General features: G+C 73.5%; 21 protein-coding genes. 13 read left to right on the top strand and 8 right to left on the bottom strand.

Features of this window, described 5'->3' with window-relative positions; all coding sequences use genetic code 11:
- Window positions 1–82: 82 nt before the first annotated feature.
- Window positions 83–919, bottom strand: a complete 837-nt coding sequence (locus DDJ31_RS34950; protein ID WP_127176405.1) for an SGNH/GDSL hydrolase family protein — start codon at window positions 917–919, stop codon at window positions 83–85.
- A gap of 211 nt (window positions 920–1,130) precedes the next feature.
- On the opposite strand from DDJ31_RS34950, the gene DDJ31_RS34945 reads away from it, so the two are divergent.
- Both DDJ31_RS34945 and DDJ31_RS34940 read left to right on the top strand, forming a co-directional pair.
- Window positions 1,131–1,556, top strand: a complete 426-nt coding sequence (locus DDJ31_RS34945; protein ID WP_127176406.1) for a VOC family protein — start codon at window positions 1,131–1,133, stop codon at window positions 1,554–1,556.
- Between the two features lie 235 nt (window positions 1,557–1,791).
- A complete protein-coding gene (locus DDJ31_RS34940; RefSeq protein WP_127176407.1) occupies window positions 1,792–4,539 on the top strand; it encodes a Tat pathway signal protein in 2,748 nt (915 codons plus the stop codon).
- A 152-nt stretch (window positions 4,540–4,691) separates the two neighbouring features.
- On the opposite strand, the gene DDJ31_RS34935 is transcribed toward DDJ31_RS34940, so the two are convergent.
- The gene (locus DDJ31_RS34935; protein WP_127176408.1) at window positions 4,692–5,327 is read right to left on the bottom strand and encodes a TetR/AcrR family transcriptional regulator; all 636 of its coding nucleotides are present in this window, start codon (window positions 5,325–5,327) and stop codon (window positions 4,692–4,694) included.
- A 109-nt stretch (window positions 5,328–5,436) separates the two neighbouring features.
- Between DDJ31_RS34935 and DDJ31_RS34930 the strand changes: the two genes are divergently transcribed.
- From DDJ31_RS34930 to DDJ31_RS34920, 3 genes are all read left to right on the top strand, one after another.
- Window positions 5,437–6,654, top strand: coding sequence for a cytochrome P450 (locus DDJ31_RS34930; protein ID WP_127176409.1), 1,218 nt, complete (start codon window positions 5,437–5,439; stop codon window positions 6,652–6,654).
- Window positions 6,655–6,674: 20 nt separating this feature from the next.
- Window positions 6,675–6,866 carry a ferredoxin gene (locus DDJ31_RS34925; RefSeq protein ID WP_127176410.1) on the top strand — a complete coding sequence of 64 codons (192 nt, stop codon included), beginning with the start codon at window positions 6,675–6,677 and terminating at the stop codon, window positions 6,864–6,866.
- A 226-nt stretch (window positions 6,867–7,092) separates the two neighbouring features.
- The gene (locus tag DDJ31_RS34920; protein ID WP_164784833.1) at window positions 7,093–7,818 is read left to right on the top strand and encodes a DUF2071 domain-containing protein; all 726 of its coding nucleotides are present in this window, start codon (window positions 7,093–7,095) and stop codon (window positions 7,816–7,818) included.
- Between the two features lie 96 nt (window positions 7,819–7,914).
- Here DDJ31_RS34920 and DDJ31_RS34915 read toward each other — a convergent pair whose 3' ends face one another.
- Window positions 7,915–8,544 carry a phosphatase PAP2 family protein gene (locus DDJ31_RS34915; RefSeq protein ID WP_127176411.1) on the bottom strand — a complete coding sequence of 210 codons (630 nt, stop codon included), beginning with the start codon at window positions 8,542–8,544 and terminating at the stop codon, window positions 7,915–7,917.
- The gene (locus tag DDJ31_RS34910; RefSeq protein ID WP_127176412.1) at window positions 8,544–9,221 is read right to left on the bottom strand and encodes a DedA family protein; all 678 of its coding nucleotides are present in this window, start codon (window positions 9,219–9,221) and stop codon (window positions 8,544–8,546) included. The genes DDJ31_RS34915 and DDJ31_RS34910 overlap by 1 nt, the downstream gene beginning before the upstream one ends.
- A gap of 332 nt (window positions 9,222–9,553) precedes the next feature.
- Here DDJ31_RS34910 and efeU point away from each other — a divergent pair, with 332 nt between their 5' ends.
- Both efeU and DDJ31_RS34900 read left to right on the top strand, forming a co-directional pair.
- On the top strand, window positions 9,554–10,402 hold the full coding sequence (gene efeU / locus DDJ31_RS34905) for an iron uptake transporter permease EfeU (RefSeq protein WP_127176413.1): 849 nt from the start codon (window positions 9,554–9,556) through the stop codon (window positions 10,400–10,402).
- Window positions 10,403–10,505: 103 nt separating this feature from the next.
- Complete coding sequence (locus tag DDJ31_RS34900) at window positions 10,506–11,381, top strand: ABC transporter permease (protein ID WP_127176414.1); 876 nt, start codon at window positions 10,506–10,508, stop codon at window positions 11,379–11,381.
- An 85-nt stretch (window positions 11,382–11,466) separates the two neighbouring features.
- On the opposite strand, the gene DDJ31_RS34895 is transcribed toward DDJ31_RS34900, so the two are convergent.
- The 3 genes from DDJ31_RS34895 to DDJ31_RS34885 form a co-directional block, all read right to left on the bottom strand.
- On the bottom strand, window positions 11,467–12,411 hold the full coding sequence (locus DDJ31_RS34895) for a M48 family metalloprotease (RefSeq protein ID WP_127176415.1): 945 nt from the start codon (window positions 12,409–12,411) through the stop codon (window positions 11,467–11,469).
- A complete protein-coding gene (locus DDJ31_RS34890; protein WP_127176416.1) occupies window positions 12,408–12,791 on the bottom strand; it encodes a BlaI/MecI/CopY family transcriptional regulator in 384 nt (127 codons plus the stop codon). The genes DDJ31_RS34895 and DDJ31_RS34890 overlap by 4 nt, the downstream gene beginning before the upstream one ends.
- Before the next feature lie 318 nt (window positions 12,792–13,109).
- A complete protein-coding gene (locus DDJ31_RS34885; protein WP_127176417.1) occupies window positions 13,110–14,033 on the bottom strand; it encodes an SDR family NAD(P)-dependent oxidoreductase in 924 nt (307 codons plus the stop codon).
- Window positions 14,034–14,131: 98 nt separating this feature from the next.
- Here DDJ31_RS34885 and DDJ31_RS34880 point away from each other — a divergent pair, with 98 nt between their 5' ends.
- From DDJ31_RS34880 to DDJ31_RS34855, 6 genes are all read left to right on the top strand, one after another.
- Window positions 14,132–14,797 (top strand): TetR family transcriptional regulator, encoded by a 666-nt coding sequence (locus DDJ31_RS34880; RefSeq protein WP_127176418.1) that lies wholly within the window; start codon window positions 14,132–14,134, stop codon window positions 14,795–14,797.
- Window positions 14,798–14,931: 134 nt separating this feature from the next.
- Window positions 14,932–15,714: a TetR/AcrR family transcriptional regulator gene (locus DDJ31_RS34875; protein ID WP_240677972.1), complete on the top strand. Its 783-nt coding sequence runs from the start codon at window positions 14,932–14,934 to the stop codon at window positions 15,712–15,714.
- Window positions 15,715–15,896: 182 nt separating this feature from the next.
- Window positions 15,897–17,186, top strand: coding sequence for an NAD(P)-binding domain-containing protein (locus tag DDJ31_RS34870; protein ID WP_240677973.1), 1,290 nt, complete (start codon window positions 15,897–15,899; stop codon window positions 17,184–17,186).
- Window positions 17,183–18,394 (top strand): cytochrome P450, encoded by a 1,212-nt coding sequence (locus tag DDJ31_RS34865; protein ID WP_127176419.1) that lies wholly within the window; start codon window positions 17,183–17,185, stop codon window positions 18,392–18,394. The genes DDJ31_RS34870 and DDJ31_RS34865 overlap by 4 nt, the downstream gene beginning before the upstream one ends.
- A 55-nt stretch (window positions 18,395–18,449) precedes the next feature.
- Window positions 18,450–18,647, top strand: a complete 198-nt coding sequence (locus tag DDJ31_RS34860) for a ferredoxin (protein WP_127176420.1) — start codon at window positions 18,450–18,452, stop codon at window positions 18,645–18,647.
- Window positions 18,644–19,855 carry an NAD(P)/FAD-dependent oxidoreductase gene (locus DDJ31_RS34855; protein WP_171481024.1) on the top strand — a complete coding sequence of 404 codons (1,212 nt, stop codon included), beginning with the start codon at window positions 18,644–18,646 and terminating at the stop codon, window positions 19,853–19,855. The genes DDJ31_RS34860 and DDJ31_RS34855 overlap by 4 nt, the downstream gene beginning before the upstream one ends.
- A gap of 63 nt (window positions 19,856–19,918) precedes the next feature.
- Here the strand turns inward: DDJ31_RS34855 and DDJ31_RS34850 are convergent, their stop codons facing one another.
- The gene (locus tag DDJ31_RS34850; RefSeq protein ID WP_127176422.1) at window positions 19,919–20,407 is read right to left on the bottom strand and encodes a GNAT family N-acetyltransferase; all 489 of its coding nucleotides are present in this window, start codon (window positions 20,405–20,407) and stop codon (window positions 19,919–19,921) included.
- Window positions 20,408–20,423: the final 16 nt, after the last annotated feature.

The following is a 20,423-nucleotide window of genomic DNA, read 5'->3' as shown; positions in this document are numbered from 1 at the left end:
CGGGCTGTTCGGTGGAGCTTCGCGCGGGGTGTTCGGCGGAGCCCCGCGCGGGCTGTTGGGTGGCGCCCCGCGGCTCCCGCCGTCAGCCCGTGATGGCGTTCAGGGCGGGCAGGTAACCGTCGCGGTGTCCCGCCTGGTTCGGGTGGTAGGACTCGTTGATCTTGTCCCACTCCAGGCTGGTCACCCAGGTCGTGTTGCCCGAGCAGATGGAGTGCGCGTCGAAGGCCGTCCGCGGGTCGAGGAAGGTGAAGCCCGCGCTCGCGGCCTGCTGGGCGAGGACGGTGTCGAGAACGTCGGCCGCCGAGTTCAGCGCGGTGCGCTCGGTGTCGCTCAGACCGAAGACGCCGCAGTTGCCGCCGATCTTGTAGAGCCGGGGGTAACCGACCACGACCACGCGGGCGTTGGGCGCGCTCTGCCTGATGGCCGCGTAGGTGTCGGCGAGCGCGCCGGGCAGCGCGCCGGTCGCCGCCGCCTTCGCCGCCTCCACCCCGGCCACGCAGTCCTTGTCGTCCAGCGTGAGGATGCAGTTCTGCAGGACGGCGACGAAGCCGACGTCGTTCCCGCCCGCCTGCACGGTCACCAGCGTGGTGCCGGCGGTGAGCCGGGGCACCTGCTGGGTCTTGATGTCCGCGGTGGTCGCCCCTGAGCAGGACGCCTCGACGAAGGAGTACCCGGTGTGCTGCGCGGCCCACAGCCTGGGGTAGGACAACGGCCCGCGCCTGCACGCGTCGTTCGGGTCGTCGTAGGTGCGGGTGCCGGGCCCGACCGCGTACGAGTCGCCGAGCGCGACGTACGCGCCGGCCGCCGCGGCGCCCGTCTCGGCGGCCAGCGCGGTGGGGGCGGCGGTGACGGCGAGACAGACGGCGGCGGCCGCGGCGAGGAGCGAGGTCAGTGATCTGCGTGCGCGTGCTGGGCGCATGCGAACTCCCGTGTGTGGGGGGAAACTTGACCACCTTGGAATATCAGATCGAGGATTCGGGACTGATAACTCCGTTGAAATTCGAGGGGTTTCCGCACAGCGTGGCCGAACGGTGCCTTCCGTGGGGAGGTGAGAGGGACCGCGGCCGGAAGATCGATCCGCCGGACAAAATGGCAGGACTTTCCGCGAAGCGCGCTGTTAGGGTGCGCGGATGTCGTCGATCAAGCTGTTCCAAGTCACCTTCGATTGTGCGCAACCGGAGCGCGTGGGTCGCTTCTGGTGCGAGGTGCTGGGGTACGTCGCGCCACCGCCGAAGGGGTTCGACACCTGGGACGCGTACGAGCGCGAGCAGCCGCCCGAGGAGCGGGGGTCGTGGTTCGCCTGCGTCGATCCGTCCCAGGGCGGACCGCGGCTGTACTTCCAGCGGGTTCCCGAGGGCAAGGCGGCCAAGAACCGGGTCCACCTCGACGTCCGGGTCGGCACCGGGCTCGTGGGCGAGGAACGGCTGGCGGTGCTGGAGGCCGAGTGCACCCGCCTGGTCGCGCTGGGCGCGGTGCGCGTGCAACTGCTCTACGACGGCGTCGACTCGTGCATCTCCATGCAGGACATCGAGGGCAACGAGTTCTGCGTCGACTGACCTCCACCCGGTCCTTCGCCCGGCCTCAGACCCGTCCTTCGACTGACCTTCCCCCGGTCCTTCGCCCGGCCTCAGCCCCGTTCTTCGACTGACCTCCCTCCGGTCCTTCGGCCGGCCTTCGCCGACCGAGACCGGTCGACCGCCGGCGGACGGGGATCCAGGCCGAATCTCGGGTGCCCGCTGTCAGACCCCCGTGCGATCATCGCCTCAACTACGCGCGATCCGGGGGGATGCCTTGTCTGTCGCCACCTTCTGTCCGCCTACGGGACGAACGCGGGCGACGACGCCCGCCGCCGTCCTCGTCGCGCTCGTCTCCTTGCTGGCGTCGCTGCTGGCGCTGACCGGGGCGGGCCCCGCCGCTGCCGCCGGCACCGAATGCGCGCCCCTGGCGCTCGCGCCCTTCGGTGACCCCGGGGGCGCCGTCGGTACGGCGAACCTCCCGTCCGAGGGCAGCGCCTGCTTCACCGTGCGGATCGAGGAGGCGGGCCTGCACCTGGTGTCCGTCGGGCCCAGGTCCATCGTCCACGCGCAGATGTACGCCTCGGACGGCACCGAGGTCGACTGCTACGACGAGACGTTCTCCGAGAGCGGCCGCTGCCAGGTGCCCGAGCCGGGCACCTACACCGTCAAGGTGGTGAACGGCCAGTGGTCCGACACCGACGCCACCGTCACCGTCGTCCCGCTCACCCAGGCCACCCGCGGCTGCTTCGAGCGCACCGGCACCGGCTGGGACCTGCCGGCCGTGAGCCGGACCTCGACAGGACCGCTGGAGGTCGACTGCCAGCCGTTCGAGGGTGAGCCGGGCGAACTGGTCAGGCTCACCAACGGCACCAAGGTCTACGGCGGCATGACCGCGTGGATCACCGACGCGAGCGGCGCCCGGATCTGCCCGCACTTCCCGCCGGACGACCAGGACTCGCTCAGCTGCGTGCTGCCGGGCACCGGCCCCTACCGGGTGATCTCCCAGGTGAGCAACGCCGAGGGCGGCTTCCCCGCCGCGTACGCGGTCACGGTGCGCTCGCTCAGCGCGCCGCGCGGCTGCCGGCCCACCTCCGTGCGGCCCTTCGGCACCCTCGACGGCCTCGACTTCGGCTCCGTCCCGTGCTTCACCTTCACCGCGAGCAGGACAGGACCCCATCTGGTCCAGCAGGTCGACGACTACTCGGCGGCCCCCGTCCTCGTGTTCGACGCGGACGGCAGGATCGCCTGCCGGGAGTACGACCTCTGCCGGCTCTCCGCCGGCGGCACGTACACCGCCGTCCTGGGCCGCGGCACCTACCCCTTCGAGGAGTACGACGACGACCTGGTCGTCCTCGACCGCGCCTCCGGCGCCGGGTGCGTCAGCGCCGGGACCGGTCTGTTCCGGGGCGAGTTGAGCGCCGTCGGCGAGTACGACTGCGTCGAGCTGAACGCCCCGGAGGGCGCCAGGATCGCCGCGCTCACCCCGATCAACGCCTCCGGTGTGGTCGCGGCCCCCGAGGTCGTCGACGCGACCGGCGCCCAGCAGTGCGGTGCGACCGAACTGGCCGCCGGCGACTGCGCGTTGACCGGCACCGCGCCCTTCCGCCTCCTGGTGCACTCCAAGAGCGAGGGCGCCAGGGCCATCGGCGCGTACGCCCTCGCCCTGCACCGCACCGACGCGGCGAACGACTGCCCCGTGCTGCCGTCCGGGAGCTTCACGGCCGACGGCGCGGAGGCCGTGTTCGGCACCGACGCCGACACGTTCTCCCGGTGCTTCAGCATCCCGGCCGACGCGCACAGCGGCGCGGAGGTCCTCCAGTTGGCGGCCACCTCCGGTGGCGTCCCGGCGAAGTTCTCCGTCCTGGACACCACCGGGAAGCGGGTCTGCGACCGCGCCGCCACCACGAACGGCTGGACCCTGTGCGACCTGACCCCGTCGCTCGCCCACACGGTGCTGGTCACCGGCCGGGCCCAGGCCGCCGGCTACACCCTGGCCCGCCGTGACGTGACCAGGACCGCCTCCTCGGCGGGCTGCGCGCGAACGGCCGCGACGACGGTGGGCGGCCCTTCGCTCGCCGCCCCGGCCGGTGAACCGGGCACCCTGACGTGCCACCAGGTCACGGCGGCCGCCACCGACGTCGTCCACGTCGACGTACGGGACGCGCTGGGCACCGCCAACCTGGCGGTGTTCGGTGCCGAGGGCGACGCCGAGTGCTCCTTCGCCAACCGCTCCTGCGCGGTCACCGGGTCCACCACCCACCAGGTCCTCGTCCAGACCCCGGCCACCCTGAAGGCCGCGCCCGAGTACCACCTCGACGCCCTGCGGATCGCGGACGCGGACGGTCCCGCGGCCGAGTGCGTCCGGGTGCCGTCGGTGGCGTACGGGTACGGGCCGGTCACCGGCACCCTCGACGAGCGCCACAGCGCGGTGTGCGCGGTGCTGCCGACCGCCGGGTTCGACCGCTTCGCCGCCGAGATCACCGATACCTCGGGCGCCACCACGACCGCGGTGCCCGCCCTCTACAACAGCCGCTGGAGCAACGGCTGCACGCAGTCGACGTCGGGCGCGCTGTGCGCGGCCGGTGGTTCGTCGTCCGCGGCCGAGCCGACCCTGTTCCTGCTCGGTCTGCCCGAGAAGGCGTCGAGCACGGCCTACAGCGCCCGGCTGACCTGCCAGTCGACGCTCTGCGGCACGGAGAAGGCGGCCGTCACCGCGGTCAGCCCCGCCACCGGGGTCGCCGGCACCAAGGTGAAGCTGACCGTGACCGGCACGGCCCTCGGCCCGGACACCCAGGTACGGCTGCGGCAGAGCGGCAGGACGCTCACCGCCGTCACGGACTCGGTCGCCGCCGACAACCGCTCGGTCACCGCGACGCTCGACCTGACCGACGTCGCCGCCGGCGGCTGGGACGTCAGCGTGTCCACCCGGTGCTGCGAGTACCAGCGCGGCGGCTTCACCGTCACCCGACCGGGACTGACCACCACGGCGCTGAGCAAGCCGACGAAGGCGACCGTGAAGTGAGCCGCGTCGGTGGACACGCCTGAGCGGCTGACACCCCGGAGCGCTGCGCATGTCCGAGCGGGGGCGGCCGTCTCACGGGCCGCCCCCGCTCAGCCACCCCGCTCAGCCACCCCGCTCACCCACCCCGCTCACCCACCCCGCACTGCCGCGGCTCAGTCGCCGGTGCGTGGTGCGACGAGCAGAGGCAGGTAGACGTCGTCGACGATCTCGGTGATGACGTCCACCGGTATCGGGGCCCCGTACAGCAGGAAGTGGTCGCGGATCAGATCGACCGCCACGGAGGCGCGCCGTGAGGTGAGCACCCACGGCTCGATGTCGCCGCGCGCGACAGCGCGGCACAGGACGCCCCGGATCCGGCCGGGCCCCGCGGTGTGCACGCGTTCGCGGATCACACGGGCGAGGTCGGGGTTGCGTGCCGTCTCCGCCAGCAGGCCGCGGAGGATGTCGCCGTGCGAGGTGGTCAGCTTGGCCGAGAGCTGCTGGAGCGTGGCGATGACGTCCGCGCGCAGATCGCCGGTGTCGGGGGGCTCGGCGTCGATCAGATGGTGCGACGTGTAGGCCTCGACGACCAGTTCGGCGCGGCCGGGCCAGCGGCGGTACAGGGTGGCCTTGCCGGTCCGGGCCCGCACGGCGACGCGTTCCATCGTCAGTCCGGAGTAACCCACCTCGGCGAGTTCCGCGAGGGTGGCCGCGAAGATCGCCCGCTCCAACTCCTCGCCCCGGCGGCGGGGGTTCCTGCGGTGATCGCCCGCTGGACTGTCCGTCAGGTTCTCGTGCGGTGGAGGCATGACTCCCGGCCATTCGTCGGGCACACCATTGCGGGCCTCGGATGGGCCAGCCTAGCCTTTCTTTAGAGAACGGAACGTTCTTTAACGTGTCGAGCGCATCGAGGGACCCATGACCGAGACCGTTGCGACGCCCCCATCCGACGCCCCCGCCTTCCCCAGCGACCGCACCTGCCCCTACCACCTGCCCGACCGCTACGACGACCTCCGCGCACGTGAGGGGTCCCTGCAACGGGTCACCCTCTACGACGGCCGGCAGGTGTGGGTGGTGACCGGGCACGAGACGGCACGGAAGTTACTGGCCGACCCCAGGCTGTCCTCCGACCGGTCGGACCCGGCCTTCCCCGCGACCTCCCCGCGCGTGGAGAGCTTCCGGCAGCGCCGACCGGGGTTCATCGGCCTCAACCCGCCCGAGCACGGCCCGAAGCGGCGCATGACCATCGGCGAGTTCACCGTGCGGCGCATCAAGGGCATGCGCCCCGACATCGAGTCGATCGTGCACGGCTTCCTGGACGACATGATCGCCGCGGGACCGCCCGCCGACCTCGTCAGCCGGTTCGCGCTGCCCGTGCCGTCCCTGGTGATCTGCCGGCTGCTCGGCGTGCCCTACGAGGACCACGACCTGTTCCAGGACGCCAGCCGACGGCTGGTCCAGTCCACCGACGCGGCCGGGGCCGGCGCAGCCCGTGACGACCTGGAGAGCTACCTGGGCGGCCTCGTCGACTCGCTGCGCGGCACCTCGCGTCCCGGCCTGCTGAGCACCCTCGTCACGGAGCAGTTGGAGACCGGGGCGATCGACCGCGAGGAGCTGGTGGCGACGGCCATCCTGCTGCTGGTCGCCGGCCATGAGACGACGGCCTCGATGACGTCGCTCAGCGTGATCACCCTGCTCGAACACCCCGAGCAGTGGGCCGCGTTGCGCGCCGACCCGGCGCTGATCCCGGGCGCGGTCGAGGAGTTGCTGCGCTATCTGGCCATCGCCGACGTCGTCGGGGCGCGCGCCGTGACGGCCGACATCGAGATCGACGGGCAGCACATCCGGGCGGGCGAGGGCGTCATCATCGCCAACTCCATCACCAACCGCGACAGTTCGGCCTTCGCCGACCCGGACACCTTCGACGTGCACCGCGAGGCACGCCACCACTTGTCCTTCGGCTACGGGGTCCACCAGTGCCTCGGCCAGAACCTGGCCCGCCTCGAACTGGACATCATCCTCACGGCGTTGCTCGACCGGCTACCCGGCCTGCGGCTCGCGGTGCCCGTCGACCGGCTCGACCTGCGTCCGGGCACCACGATCCAGGGCGTGAACGAACTTCCGGTCACCTGGTGACCGCGGCGAGAGGAGCGACCATGAAGGTGACGGGCGACCGTGAGGTCTGCGTGGGAGCCGGCCTGTGCGCGCTGACGGCGCCGGAGGTCTTCGACCAGGACGACGACGGACTCGTGACCGTCCTCGCCCCCGACCCGGGCGACGGGGACAAGGCCGCGGCGCGCGAGGCGGCCGTGCTCTGCCCGTCGGGCGCGGTACGCGTCGTCGGGTAACCGCTCGGCGGTCCACGACGGACCGAAGACCCCGACCCTCGACTCCCCTCCCGTACAGGCCCGTTGAGACCGGTCCACCTCACATCACCCGGCACTGTCGGGCACTTGTCCGACGTGCTAGACATGGACGATGAGGGGCATCCCGGCACGAGGCGGGCACCGCCGTCCACCCGGACGGATCGGTCCGCGCCACCCCGCGGGTGCCCGTGGGGGGAGCCGAGGGGTCATGAGACAGCCACACCTGTCCAGCGTCGTCGAGCGGCGGCTTCTGGTGAACTACCGGGTCGCGCCGGACGCGGCGGCCCGCCTGCTCCCGGCGCCGCTGCGCCCGCGGCTGGTGCGCGGCCACGCGGTCGCGGGCATCTGCCTGCTGCGGCTCGGCGCCCTGCGGCCCGACTGGGCACCCCGGGCCCTAGGCCTGCGGAGCGAGAACGCGGCGCACCGGATCGCCGTCGAGTGGGACGGGCCCGACGGCGTGGAGATGGGCGTCTACATCCCGCGGCGCGACACGGGCTCCTGGCTCAACGCCTGGTCGGGAGGGCGGGTCTTCCCCGGCGAACACGGCCGCGCCGACTTCGAGGTACGGGAGACGGCAGCGCGGGTGCGGGTCGCCTACGCGACGCGGGACGGTGGCACCCGGGTGGACACCACCGTCGACGTCTGCGACGAACTGCGCGACAGCGAACTCTTCGCCGACCTCGACGAGGCGTCCCGCTTCTTCGAGAGCGGCACGAAGGGCTTCTCGGACACCAGGTCGGGCCACCACCTGGACGGCATGGAGCTGCGCACCGACGCCTGGCACATCGAGGCGGGCCGGGTGCGCTCCGCCGCGTCCACCTTCTTCGACGACCCGGACCGGTTCCCGCCGGGCAGCGCGACCCTGGACTGCGCCCTGGTCATGCGGAACGTTCCCGTCAGCTGGTCGCCCCTGCCGGACATGGCACTCGCCTGACCGGTCAGGCCCCGGCGAGCACGTGCCACCACCCCACCGCCCGGCCGCGCCGAAAGGGGACGACGGCGGCCGGGGACCGGGGTGCGCCGGCGGGGTTCACGAGGTGATCAGCGGGCGCAGCCGGGTCGTTCGGCCGAGGAAGCCGGCCGCCGTCAGGGCGTGCCGGGACACCGCGCGCGCCAGCGGCAGGGCGACGAGGGCGCCGACGGCGAGACCGGCGAGGCTGTCGTGCGGATAGTGGGCCCCGACCCACACCCGGGAGAGCGCCATCGCCAGCGCGGCGACGGTCGCGACCGCTCCGAGGCGGACCGAGACGAACCAGAGGGCGACGGCCGCGGCGGCGGCCAGGGTCGCGTGGTTGCTGGGGAAGGACCAGTCACCGGGCGCGGGGCACGCCTCCAGCGTGATCACGCGCAGGGACCGGCACGGCCGGTCCTCGCGCACCACCTGCTTCAGCCCGGTGCTGACGGCGAAGGCGATCACGGTCAGCGCCGGGGCCGCCAGCGCGAGCACCGCACGCCGCGCGTCCTGGTCGCGGGCCCGCCACCAGCCGATCACCATCAGGACGGCGAACAGGGCGAGCCCGTAGGTGGAGTACGCCGAGGCGAGGCCGTCGAGCCAGGACGGGGCGCGGTGCGCGGCGTCGACCACCTCCGTGTACGCCGTCCCGTCGAGGCCAAAACCGTCCCGTCCGCCCGCGATGAGCAGCTGTGTCGCGGTCTCCATCAGGCCCCGCCTCCGTCCGCGCGGTGCGCGCGCCGGGAGCGCGCCGCCTCCAGGGCGACGGGCAGCAGCGACACGACGACGATGACGGCGACGATGGGCAGGAGGTAGCGGTCGACGTCGGGCACCGAGGCGCCCAGCGCGTAGCCGGCGAGCACCAGGCCCACGGTCCACACCAGTCCGCCGAGCACCTGCCAGACGGTGAAGGTCCGTACGGGGACGCCGAGCGCGCCCGCGAGCGGGTTCAGCACGGTGCGCACGAGAGGCAGGAAGCGGGCCAGCACGACCGCCTTGGCGTGCCCGTACCGCTCCAGGATGTCCGAGGCTCGGGCGGCGCCGTCGGCGATCTTGCGGGACCTGGTGCGGGCGAGCAGCGCCGGTCCCGCGCGGCGTCCGAGCAGGAAGCCGGTCTGGGCCCCGGCGAGCGCGCCCGCCGCGGCGGCGACCAGCACCCAGGGGAGGGACAGGTGTCCTGGCGCGGTCGCCGAGCCTGTGGCGCAGAGGAGTCCCGCCGTGAACAGGAGCGAGTCGCCCGGCAGGAAGAACCCGATGAGCAGGCCGGTCTCGGCGAACAGCACGACGGCGATGCCGATCGTGCCGAAGGTGGCGAGCAGGGACTGCGCGTCCAGGAGGTTCACGGCGAGTTGGAGCGGGGGTGCGGCTTGGTGCGCGGGCGTCATCGGCGCTTGGCCCCTTCGGTGATGGTCGTGCGGCGTGCCTGGCGACGGGACGGACCGCCGACGGCGGCGGGCGGCTGGACGGAGGGCCTCGTGCGTCTACAGGCCCGTAGTCGGTCTACATCACTGTAGACGACGTGAGGGAGGGCAGGGTTCCCCGACGGGCGGGACCGGATCCGTCATCGACGGTGAACTAAGGGCAGCCTTCCCTCACTGTCTACATATGAGTAGACTCCGCTGCGGCCGGGCAGCCGCGCCCGCGCCGCCCGAGGCGTGACGGAGTGAACGGCCCGCACCACGGCGCCCCACCGCGCCGACCGGAGAAAGGAACCGGCGTGTTCGGCAACTACCTGATCGGACTGCGCGAGGGTCTGGAGGCGAGCCTGGTCGTCTGCGTCCTCATCGCCTACCTCGTCAAGACCGGCAACAAGAGCCGGCTGGCGCCCATCTGGGCGGGGGTGGCCATCGCCGTCGCCCTGTCGCTCGCCTTCGGCGCGCTGCTGCAGTTCGGGTCCTCCACCCTCACCTTCCAGGCGCAGGAGATCCTGGGCGGCACCCTGTCCATCCTGTCGGTGGGCCTGGTCACCTGGATGGTGTTCTGGATGCGGCGCACCGCGCGCCACCTCAGGAGCGAACTCCACGGCAGGCTCGACGCCGCCCTCGCGCTCGGCACCGGCGCGCTGGTGCTCACCGCCTTCCTCGCCGTCGGCCGCGAGGGACTGGAGACGTCCCTCTTCCTCTGGACCGCCGTGCAGGCCAGCGGCGACGGGGTCCGCCCGCTCGTCGGCGCCCTGCTCGGGCTCGCCACCTCGGTGGTGCTCGGCTGGCTGTTCTACCAGGGCACCCTGCGCATCGACCTGGCCCGGTTCTTCCGCTGGACCGGCGCGCTGCTCGTGCTGGTCGCCGCCGGGGTCCTCGCGTACGGCGTCCACGACCTCCAGGAGGGTGACGTCCTGCCCGGCCTGCGCAGCCTCGCCTTCGACATCAGCGGCACCGTCCCGCCGGACTCCTGGTACGGGACGCTGCTGAAGGGCACCCTCAACTTCCAGCCCGACCCGACCGTTCTCCAGGTGGTCGTCTGGCTGCTCTACCTCGTCCCGGTGATGGCCCTCTTCCTCGCCCCCGACCGCGCCCGCCCGGCTCCCCGGGCGCAGCGGCCCGCGCGCCGGACGAGCACCGGATGACCTCGGCGCACGGCCCCGCGGTCACCGCCGTCCGAGGCGCGCGGCGGCCGGCGGCCCCGCGGCGCGCGCCGGGCCGGGCGGCCTGGCTCGACGGTGAGCGCCCATGAGCAGCGCCTCCCCCACCCTGCTGCCGGTCAACGCGCTGCTCGGCTGGGTGCTCGCCGTGCTGCTGGCGGTCGCCGTCACGGTGACGGCCGTGGCGCGGCTCTCGCCCGAGCAGGGCTTCGGCCGCGCCCGCGAGGTGCTGACGGCCGGGGTGCGCGCGGCGGTCCAACTGGCCGCCGTCTCCGCCGTCATCGGCTGGGTCGTCCACCATGGCGCGGCGCTGCTCGGGTTCCTGCTGCTGATGTACGCCGTCGCCGTGCGGACCGCGGGACGCAGGATCACCTCCGACGGCACCTGGTGGTGGGCCGCCCTGCCCATCGCGGCCGGGGTGGTCCCCGCCGTCGCGCTTCTGCTGTCCACCGGGCTGCTTCCGCTGCGCGGCATCGCGCTCGTTCCGGTGACCGGCATCCTGATCGGCGGCGCGCTCACCGCGACGGTGCTGGCCGGACGCCAGGGCCTGGCCGCCCTCGGCGGGCGGCACGGCGAGGTCGAGGCGGGCCTCGCCCTCGGCATGACCGAACGCGACGCCCGGATCGAGATCGCCCGCCCCGCCGCCGCCGACGCCCTCGTCCCGGGGCTGGACCAGACCCGCACCGTCGGCCTGGTCACGCTGCCGGGCGCCTTCGTCGGCATGCTCCTGGGCGGGGCCGACGCGCTCACCGCAGGGGCCGTGCAGTTCTTCGTCCTCGTCGCCCTCATGGCCGTCCAGGCGGTCGCGGTCACCGTCACCCTCGAACTGGTCGCCCGCCGCCGCCTCACCGCACCCCGCCCCGGTACCGCGCCTGCCAAGTCCCGGCGGTCGCTCACCTCCTGGCGCGGGCGGAGGGGGAGGTCCTCTTCCGGGCCGCTCGCCCCGGCTCCGGAAGGGCGGTGAGGTGCCGCCGCCGTGGGCCCGGCGCGAGCCTTGCCGAGGGAGCGGATCGCGGTCCGACACCTCACGACCGCGTGCGGGAGTTTCCCTACGCCGCGGTGGTCAACTGCCGTGCCGCGTACTCGACATACTCGTGCAGCCCGTAGGTGAACGCGAGCGCCGCCACCGCCGCCACGACCACCGTCGCGGCCAGGGCGACGGCACCGGCGCGGCGGGCGCCGCCGCGCGGAGCCGCGGGCTCGGGCAGGAGCAGGGCCTGGACACGTCGGGGCACGGGACCGCTCGTCGCCGACAGCACCGGATACCCGGCCGTCCGGCCGTGCGCGGACCCGGCCAGGGCGGCGCGGGCGATCGCCGCGGCGGCCGCGCGCCGGTCGCCCACGGCGGCGGCTGCCTCCTCGTCGGCCCACCGCTCCACGTGGAAGGCCAGCGCTTTCCGCAGCCCCCGGATCGCCGGGTGCACGACCGCGGCGAGATCGACCGCGGCCGACAGCAGATGGTGACGCCTCGCCAGGTGCGCCCGCTCGTGGGCCAGCAGCACCTCGCGCTCGCCCGCCGTGAGCGCGCGCATCATCCCGGCCGTCACGACGACCCGGCCGGGGCGCCCCCGGTGACCGGGAAGCGCGAAGGCGTCCACGTGACGGCCGGGGATCACCAGCAGGTCCCCGTCCCCGGCGCCCCCGTCCACCGACAGCCAGGCACGCCGGATCAGTGAACGGTGCCGGGACCAGCGCCGCGCCAGCAGCACCAGGTGCGCGAGCAGCACCGCTCCGGCGGCACCGGCGAGGGGCACCGCCGCGGGCCACACGTCGAGGACCCGCGCCAACGGCAACCGCTCGAGCGCGGCGAGGAACGGGACGTGGGCCAGGCCGACCAGCGCGGAGACCGTCCCGGCCGCCAGCAGGACGGCCGCGCCGGTCAGCACCCGGCACGCCGAGCGAGGCGGCAGCCGGTCGGCGAGACGACCCGCGACGGCCACCCCGCCCCACGGGAAGGCCAGGGTCACCACGACCAGGACCAGCGCGTACGTCACTCGGGCTCGTCCCCGGCTTGCAGGAGCAGCCGCCGCAGGGTCTCCTCGTCGTCCTCGGACAAGGACGACACGAACCGTTTCAGCACCAGGTCGCGGCGGGGATCGCTCTCCAGTTCGCGCCGCATCCGGCCCGCGACGAGCCCCGCCTCGTCCTGCACCGGCTCGTAGGCGAACCCGCGCGTCACCGGTGTCCGGCGCAGCGTGCCCTTCTCGTGGAGGCGGCTCAGGATCGTGGCCATCGTCGTTCTGGCCAGCCCCTTGTCCAGCGCGGTGTTCACCTGCTGGGCGGTCATCGGCCTGCCCGCCGCCCACAGCACCGCCAGCACGTCCGCGACGAGTTCGCCGTGCTGACGTCTCTCGTTGCGCCCCTTGCCCGACATCCCTGTCCGTCCTTCCCGCCCAGAGTGCCGTGAGGCCCGTCGCGGCTGGTCCGCCACCTGCGGCCACCTGCGGCCACCTGCCGGCGGGCGTCAGGGGCGGGTGCTTCTGGGTCCCGCCCAATCTACCGCTCCCGCGGGCTGCGACACCGGCCGTCAGCATCGCCGTCGCCGCGTCCCCGCAGGTCAGCGCGGCCCCTTCAGGCCACGAAGCCGGGCGGCCCGTCGCCCCGGGCGCCCCGCCGCGGTCTCAGGACCCCATTGCCCCGGACGCCCCGCCGCCGTCTCAGGACCCCGTCGTCCCGGGCGCCCCGTCGCGTCTCAGGAATCCGCGCGCTGCGCGGTCAGCGCGGGGAAGGTCACCCCGGTGAGTTCCTCGGAGACGGTCCACAGGCGCCGCTGGGTGTCCTGGTCGTGGGATGCGGGGCTGGAGGTGACCAGTTTCGGATATCCCCGGATCTCCCCCCGGTTGCCGGGACCGTAGTACTGGCCGCCGGTGACGGCCGGGTCGGTGGCGGCGCGCAGGGTGGGCAGGGCGCCCATCTCGGCGTCCTGGGTGAGCAGCGGCGCGAGCCAGCCGACGGGCAGACGGAGCGCGGCGGGTGTGTTGCGGGCGAGTTCGGTGTTGGACAGGCCGGGGTGGGCCGCCACCGCGACCGTGGTGCCGTGCGGGGCGAGCCGGCGCTGCAGTTCGTAGGTGAACATCAGGTTGGCCAGTTTGGCCTGTCCGTAGGCGCCGACGCGGCTGTACGAGCGCTCCCACTGGAGGTCGTCGAAGTGGATGGCGGCCCGGATGCGGTGGCCGGTGCTGCTGACCGTGACGACGCGGGAGCCGGGGACGGGCAGGAGCCGGTCGAGCAGCAGTCCGGTGAGGGCGAAGTGGCCGAGGTGGTTGGTGCCGAACTGCAGCTCGAAGCCGTCGGCGGTGGTCCGCTTCGGGGTGTACATCACCCCCGCGTTGTTGATCAGGAGGTTGATGCGCGGGTGGGTGGCGCGCAGGTCGGCCGCGGCGGACCTGATCGAGTCGAGGGAGGTCAGGTCGAGTGCCTGGACGGTGACGTCGCCGGCGATGCGGGCCGCCGCCCGCCTGCCCTTCTCGATGTCGCGGACGGCGAGGACCACACGCGCCCCGCGCCCGGCGAGCATCCGGGCGGTCTCGAAGCCGAGCCCGGTGTTGGCGCCGGTCACGATCGCCACTCGGCCGTGCTGGTCAGGGATGTGCTGCTCGGTCCAGTCGCCACTCATCGCCCACTCCTAATAAACCGTCGGTCTGTTAAGAGAGAACGTAAGAGACCGCCGGTCTCCTGTCAAGGGACCGGCGGTCTTTAAGCTAGGCTGAGGTCGTGACATTCCAGCGGGCGCGAAGCGAGGAGCAGCGGGAGATCCGCCGCCGGGCGATCCTGGACACGGCGGCGGCGATGCTCGACGAGATGCCGGTGGCCGAGGTGAGCCTCAACGAGCTGAGCCGTCGGGTGGGCCTGGCCAAGTCGAACGTCCTGCGGTACTTCGAGTCGCGCGAGGCGGTGCTGCTCGAACTGCTGGACGTCTTCCTTGGCAGGTGGCTCGCCGAGCTGGCGGACGAGCTGGCCGCGGGCGTCGAGGCGGACGCGGCACCGGAGGTGCGCGCGAGGCAGGTGGCCGAGGTCCTCAGCCGGTCACTGGCCGGCCGGGTGGTGCTGTGCGACCTCTTCGGCGCCCAGGGCGGCGTCCTCGAACACAACGTCTCGGTCGAGGTGGTCAAGCGGCACAAGCGCTCCTCCCTCACCCGGCTCGCGGACATGGCCGGGCTCATGAGCCGCCACCTGCCCGAACTCGGCGCCGACGCGCAGCTGTTCTGCCTGATGAGCCTGGTCTCGGCGGGCGCCCTGTCGGCGTACGCACCACCGCCGGCCAGCCTCGCCGCCGCCTACGAGGACGAACCCGCACTCGGCGCGCTCAACCTGGAGCTGCGGGACGCCCTGCGGATCTCCTTCACCATGACGCTCCTGGGCGCACTGCCCCGCGCCTGAACCGCTCGGCGGCGACGGCGGCGCGTGTCGCACTCCGAAGACGGGGGTCGCACCTGGCGCGCGGTATCCGTCGCGGCCGGGGCGACCAGGGCCGCGCCCCGGCCGCGTACGCTCCATCGGTGAGGTGATGGGCAGTGGTCAAGGCCGGATCGAACGGTGGCGGCACGGGGACGGGCCGGGGGCGCAGCCCGCGGGGCCAGGGCGAGCTCCTGCGCCGGGACATCCTGGCGGCGGTGCACCGGCTGCTGGCCGAATGGGGCGGCATCGAGAAGCTGACGGTCCGCGCGGTCGCGGCCGAGGTGGGCGTGTCGGCGCCCAGCATCTACCTGCACTTCGCCGACAAGACGGAGCTGCTGTGGGCGGCGCTCGCCTCCCGGTACGAGGACCTCGCGTCCCGGATGGCCGCCGATGACGCCGCGGCCGCCTCGCGGGGAGCCAGGGAGCGGCTGCGGGCGCAGGCCCACGCGTACTGCAGGTTCGGTCTGGCCCACCCCGGCCACTACCGGCTGATGTTCGAGGTCCGCCAGCCGGAGGTGGACGCCGCCCGGATCAGCAGGCATCCGGCCCGCCAGGTGTCGGGCAACCTCCGGGAGGCGTTCGGGCGGTGCCGCGAGGAGGGGTACGGGCTCGCGATGCCGGTGGAGCAGGCCGCGCACACGCTCTGGGCCGGGCTGCACGGCAGCGTGTCGCTGACACACAGCCTCTTCGACGACTCCTCGCTCGACGGTCTGCTCCTCGACGTGGCCGACGGGCTCCTCGACGCGCTGGTGGCCCCCGCCCCCGGCGCCGACCGGGCGTGGCCGTCGGCCGCGGCGAATCCGGTGTCCCTGCGGATCCGGTCCATCGCGGCGCTCGGCCCCGCCCCCGGGCAGGCGCCGGCCACCGACGTCGACACCCCTGAACAGGCAGGCCGTTAGCCGAGGTTGATTTTCGGCCCACCTCTCTCCTCCCGTGGACGAGCCGGACCCGGAGGAGTAACGTCCCTCACTGAACTTAGTTAGGTGACTGAGGCAACCAGTTTGGAGGCGTTGTGAGGGTTCCCCCTGATGCCGACCCCCGCCACGGAGCGGACCGGGCCGACGGGAGTCTCCGTGCCGGAGTGGTCGGGCTCGGCATGATCGGCGGCGGCGTCGCCGTCAGCCTCGCCACCAGCGGACTCGTCCCGGCCGTGTACGACATCAGGCCGACCGCCGCGGACGGCCTGCCCGGGGTCCCCGCGCCGCTCGGCTCCCCCGCCGAGGTGGCGGCGGCGAGCGACGTCGTCATGGTCGCGGTGGTCGACGCGGCGCAGGCCCGGGAGGTGATCGGCGGCGCGGACGGACTGCTGAAGGGCGCCCGGCCCGGCCTCACCCTGGTACTGCTGGCCACCGTCGAACTGCCGGTCGTCCGCGAGTTGGCGGCGGCCTGCGCCGACGCGGGCGTCGGCTTCCTCGACTGCGGGGTCACTCCCGGCGACCGGGCGGCCGAGAACGGCATGGTCGCCATCCTCGGCGGCGACCAGGACGTGGTCGACCGCGCGCTGCCGGTGCTGGACGGCTGGGCGAGGAAGGTGGTGCACTGCGGGCCGCTCGGCGCCGGCATGGCCACCAAGATCGCCCGCAACGTCGTCACCTACGGCGGCTGGCGCACCGTCGCCGAGGCCGTCGCCCTCGTCGAGGCCGCGGGCGTCGACCCGGCCCGGCTCACCGAGGTGATCGACACCGCGGACCCCGGCGGCACGACCCTGCTCCAACTGCTGCGCCTGCGGACCGCGGGTGAGGGCGCGCTGCCCGACGCCCTGGCGGACAAGATCGAGCCGCTGATGGCGAAGGACCTCGACGCCGCCCGCGCCCTCGCCGCCGAACTCGGCGTCCCCGTACCGCTGGTGGACGTCGCCCGCGCACACGCCCGCCAGACCCTCGACCGGCAGCCCGCCGAGCGACAGCCCGCGGACCGGCAGCCCGCCGACCGGCGGACCCTCGACCACCAGGCCGCCGACCGGCGGACCCTCGACCACCAGGCCGAGCCTGCGGGCGATGCCAGGGCACGCGGCCTGCGCCTCATGGACCAGGTCTACGGACCGGGATTCAGCTCCACCCTGCCGGACGCGACCGAACCGTATCTGGACGAGACCGTCGAGCACCTCTTCGCCGACATCTGGAGCCGCGACGGGCTCTCCGTCCGCGACCGCCGACTGCTCACCCTGGGGGTCGGCGCCTCCCTGGGCCGCGCCGACCTCATCCGCGTCCAGGCCCGAGGAGCCCTGCACAACCGGGAGCTGACCCCCGATCAGCTCCGCGAAGCCGTTCTCCACCTCGCCTACTACGTCGGCTGGTGCAACGCCACCGCGGCCCAGCAGGGCATCGCGGACGCCATCGCCGACGTCTCCCCCACGAAGGACATCCGATGACCGAGACCCTCCCGCAGATGCCCGTCAGGCGCGCCACCCGGCTCGACCCGCCCGTCGAGTACGACAGCCTGCGCGAGGACCGGCCCGTCACCCGGGTACGGTTCCCCAACGGCCTGACCGGCTGGCTCGTCACCCGTTTCGAGGAGGGCAGCCAGGTCTTCGCCGACCCGCGCATGTCCGCGATGCGCCCCCGCCACGACACCCGGCCGGGCGAGGCCACCGAGGCGGGGCAGGACGCGCCGTTCGACCCGGTCTTCGTGATGATGGACGAGCCCGATCACAGCTCGTACCGCCGTCTGCTGGCCGGTCGTTTCACGCCCAAGAGCGTGGCGGCCAGGCTCCAGCCCTACCTGGACCGGATCGTCGACGAGCACCTCGACGCCATCGCCGCGGGACCCGAGACCTTCGACTTCGTCGAGGCCATGGCGCTGCCCATCCCCTGCCTGGTCATCTGTGAACTGCTCGGCGTGCCCTACGCGGACCGGGACGGCTTCCACCACGCGACCCAGGCGATGATGGACATGTCCCGCAGCCGTGAGGAACGCGACCGGGGCGCGAAGTGGCTGATCGACTACATCACCCAGCTCGTGGCGGACAAGCGGCGCAGCAAGTCGACCGAGGGGCTGATCGCCGAGCTGATCCGGATCGCCGACGCCGAGGGCTCCATCGTCACCGACCGGCAGCTCATCGGCATGGGGGTGCTCCTGCTGTTCGCCGGGCACGACACCACCGCCGCCATGATGGGCCTGTCCACGCTCACCCTCCTCACCCACCCCGAGCAGAGGCGCAAGCTCCTCGCGGACCCGGACAGGACCGCGGGCCCGGCGGTCGAGGAGCTGATGCGCTACCTGACGATCGTGCAGTTCGGCCTCGGCCGGGTCGCCAAGGAGGACCTCGAACTCGGCGGGCAGCACATCCGCGAGGGCGACCTCGTGGTGGTCGGCATGAACGCCGCCAACCGCGACCCGAGGACGTTCGACGCCCCCGACACCCTGGACTTCGACCGGAAGATCATCCGCCATCTGGCGTTCGGGTACGGCGTCCACCAGTGCCTGGGACAGAACATCGCCCGCGCCGAGCTGAAGACCGTCCTGCCGCGCGTCTTCGCCCGCTTCCCCGAGCTGCGCCTCGCGGTCCCCGCGGAACAGGTCCCGATGGACGAGCACGGGACCAACTACGGAGTCCTTGAGCTGATGGTCACCCGCTGACGGCGGACGACCGCCCGAAACCAGCATCTCCCCCCCCACGAAAGGAAGAACTCCCGTGCGCGTAGAGGTCGATGTCCCCAAGTGCGTTGCCTCAGGACAGTGTGTACTGGTCGCTCCCGACGTCTTCGACCAGCGTGACGAGGACGGCATGGTCGTGCTGCTGAATGAGCACCCGCCCGCCGAACACCACGCCGCCGCACGCGAGTCGGCCCTGGTCTGCCCCGCCGCCGCCATCCACGTCGAGGAGGGCTGATGCACACCGTCGTCGTCGGCGCCTCGGCCGGCGGGCTGGCCACCGCGGAGGGGCTGCGCCGACTCGGCTACGACGGCGCGCTCACCGTCGTCGGTGACGAGGCGCACCCGCCGTACGACCGGCCGCCGCTGTCCAAGCAGATCCTCTCCGGGGCGTGGGCGCCCGACCGCCTGCCGCTGCGCCCGCCCGCGGAGCTGCGGGCCCTCGACGCGCGGTGGCTGCTGGCGACCGCGGCCACCGCCGTCGACCCGGGCACCCGCACCGTGTCCCTGGCGGACGGGGAGCACCTGGGCTACGACCACCTCGTCGTCGCCACCGGAGTCCGGCCGCGCCGGCTGCCCGGCGCGGAGGCCCCGCTCGACGGACTGCACACGCTGCGCACCCTGGAGGACGCGCTGCGCCTCAGAGCGCGGCTGGCACCGGGACGTCGGCTGGTGGTGGTCGGCGCCGGATTCATCGGCGCGGAGGCCGCCGCCGTCGGCCGCGGCCTCGGCGTGCGGGTCACCATGGTGGAGCCCGCGCCCGTGCCGCTGGCCCACGCGGTGGGCTCCGCCATCGGCACCGCGCTGAGCCGGGCCCACCTGGAGCACGGCGTCGACCTGCGCACCGGGACCGCGGTCGCCCGCGTCCTCACCGACCCCGCCCACGGGCAGGTGACCGGCGTCGAACTGACCGACGGCAGCACCGTCCACGCCGACGACGTCCTGGTCGGCATCGGTTCGCTGCCGAACACCGAGTGGCTCGAGGGCAGCGGACTGCCCGTCGACGACGGCCTGCTCTGCGACCGGTACAGCGCCGCGGCTCCCCGCGTCTGGGGCGTGGGCGACGTGGCCCGCTGGTTCAACCCCCTCTTCGGCCGGCCCATGCGCGTCGAACACCGCGCCCACGCCGCCGAACACGGTCTGGCCGTGGCCCGCAACATCCTCGACGCCGGCACCCCGCGGCCGTTCGCCCCGGTGCCCTACTTCTGGTCCGACCAGTACGACCTGAAGATCCAGGCGTACGGGTACCTGCGCGGCCACCAGCAGGTCGCCGTCATCGAGGGAGACCTGGACTCCCTCCACTTCCTCGCCGCCTACCGGACCGGTGACAGACTCAGCGGAGTCCTGGCCGTCGGGATGCCGCCCAGAGCCGTCCGCCCCTGGCGCGCGGCGCTGGCGGCGGGCCGCACCTGGTCGGAGGCCACCAGCCTCCCGGCGACGGCGTGAACCCGGCTCCCCGGGCGTCGGCGGGGAGCGTGGTGGGGCCGGCCCCCGGACCGGCGCGCCCTGTCACTCCGGGGAGATGCGGAACTCGAACTCGGGGCGGTCCCACGGCACGGCCGGCGGGTTCGCGTACACGGTTCCGGTCCGGACCGCGCCGACGCGGTGGTAGAAGTCCTCGGCGGGAAGGTGCGACACGACCGTGAGACGGTCGAGCCCGGCGGCGCGGGCCTCGGACCGCATGTGCGCCACGAGCAGCCGGCCGATACCCCGCCCCTGGGCCTCGTCGGCGACGAACAGCAGATCCAGCTCGGGCGGATCGAGGACGAGGGAGTAGAACCCGAGGACCCGGCCCTCGTCCTCGTCGGCGCCGACGGCCACGAAGGCGCGGTGGGCCTCGATGTAGTCGGGACCGACCCGGTAGCCGGCGACCGCCGACGCGTACTTCCCCGTGTAGGCGCTCGATCCCCGCACGAGCCGCGTGAGCCGCTTGGCGTCCCGTGCGACGGCCCGTCGTATCGTGACCGGCGGGCTGCCCTGGGACGTGCGTGACCTCATCGGGGGAGTATGGCGC

The organism is Streptomyces griseoviridis, assembly GCF_005222485.1.
Classification (GTDB): domain Bacteria; phylum Actinomycetota; class Actinomycetes; order Streptomycetales; family Streptomycetaceae; genus Streptomyces; species Streptomyces hintoniae.
Note: the sequence above shows the minus strand (reverse complement) of the source record. Positions and strands in the feature narration are given on the sequence as shown.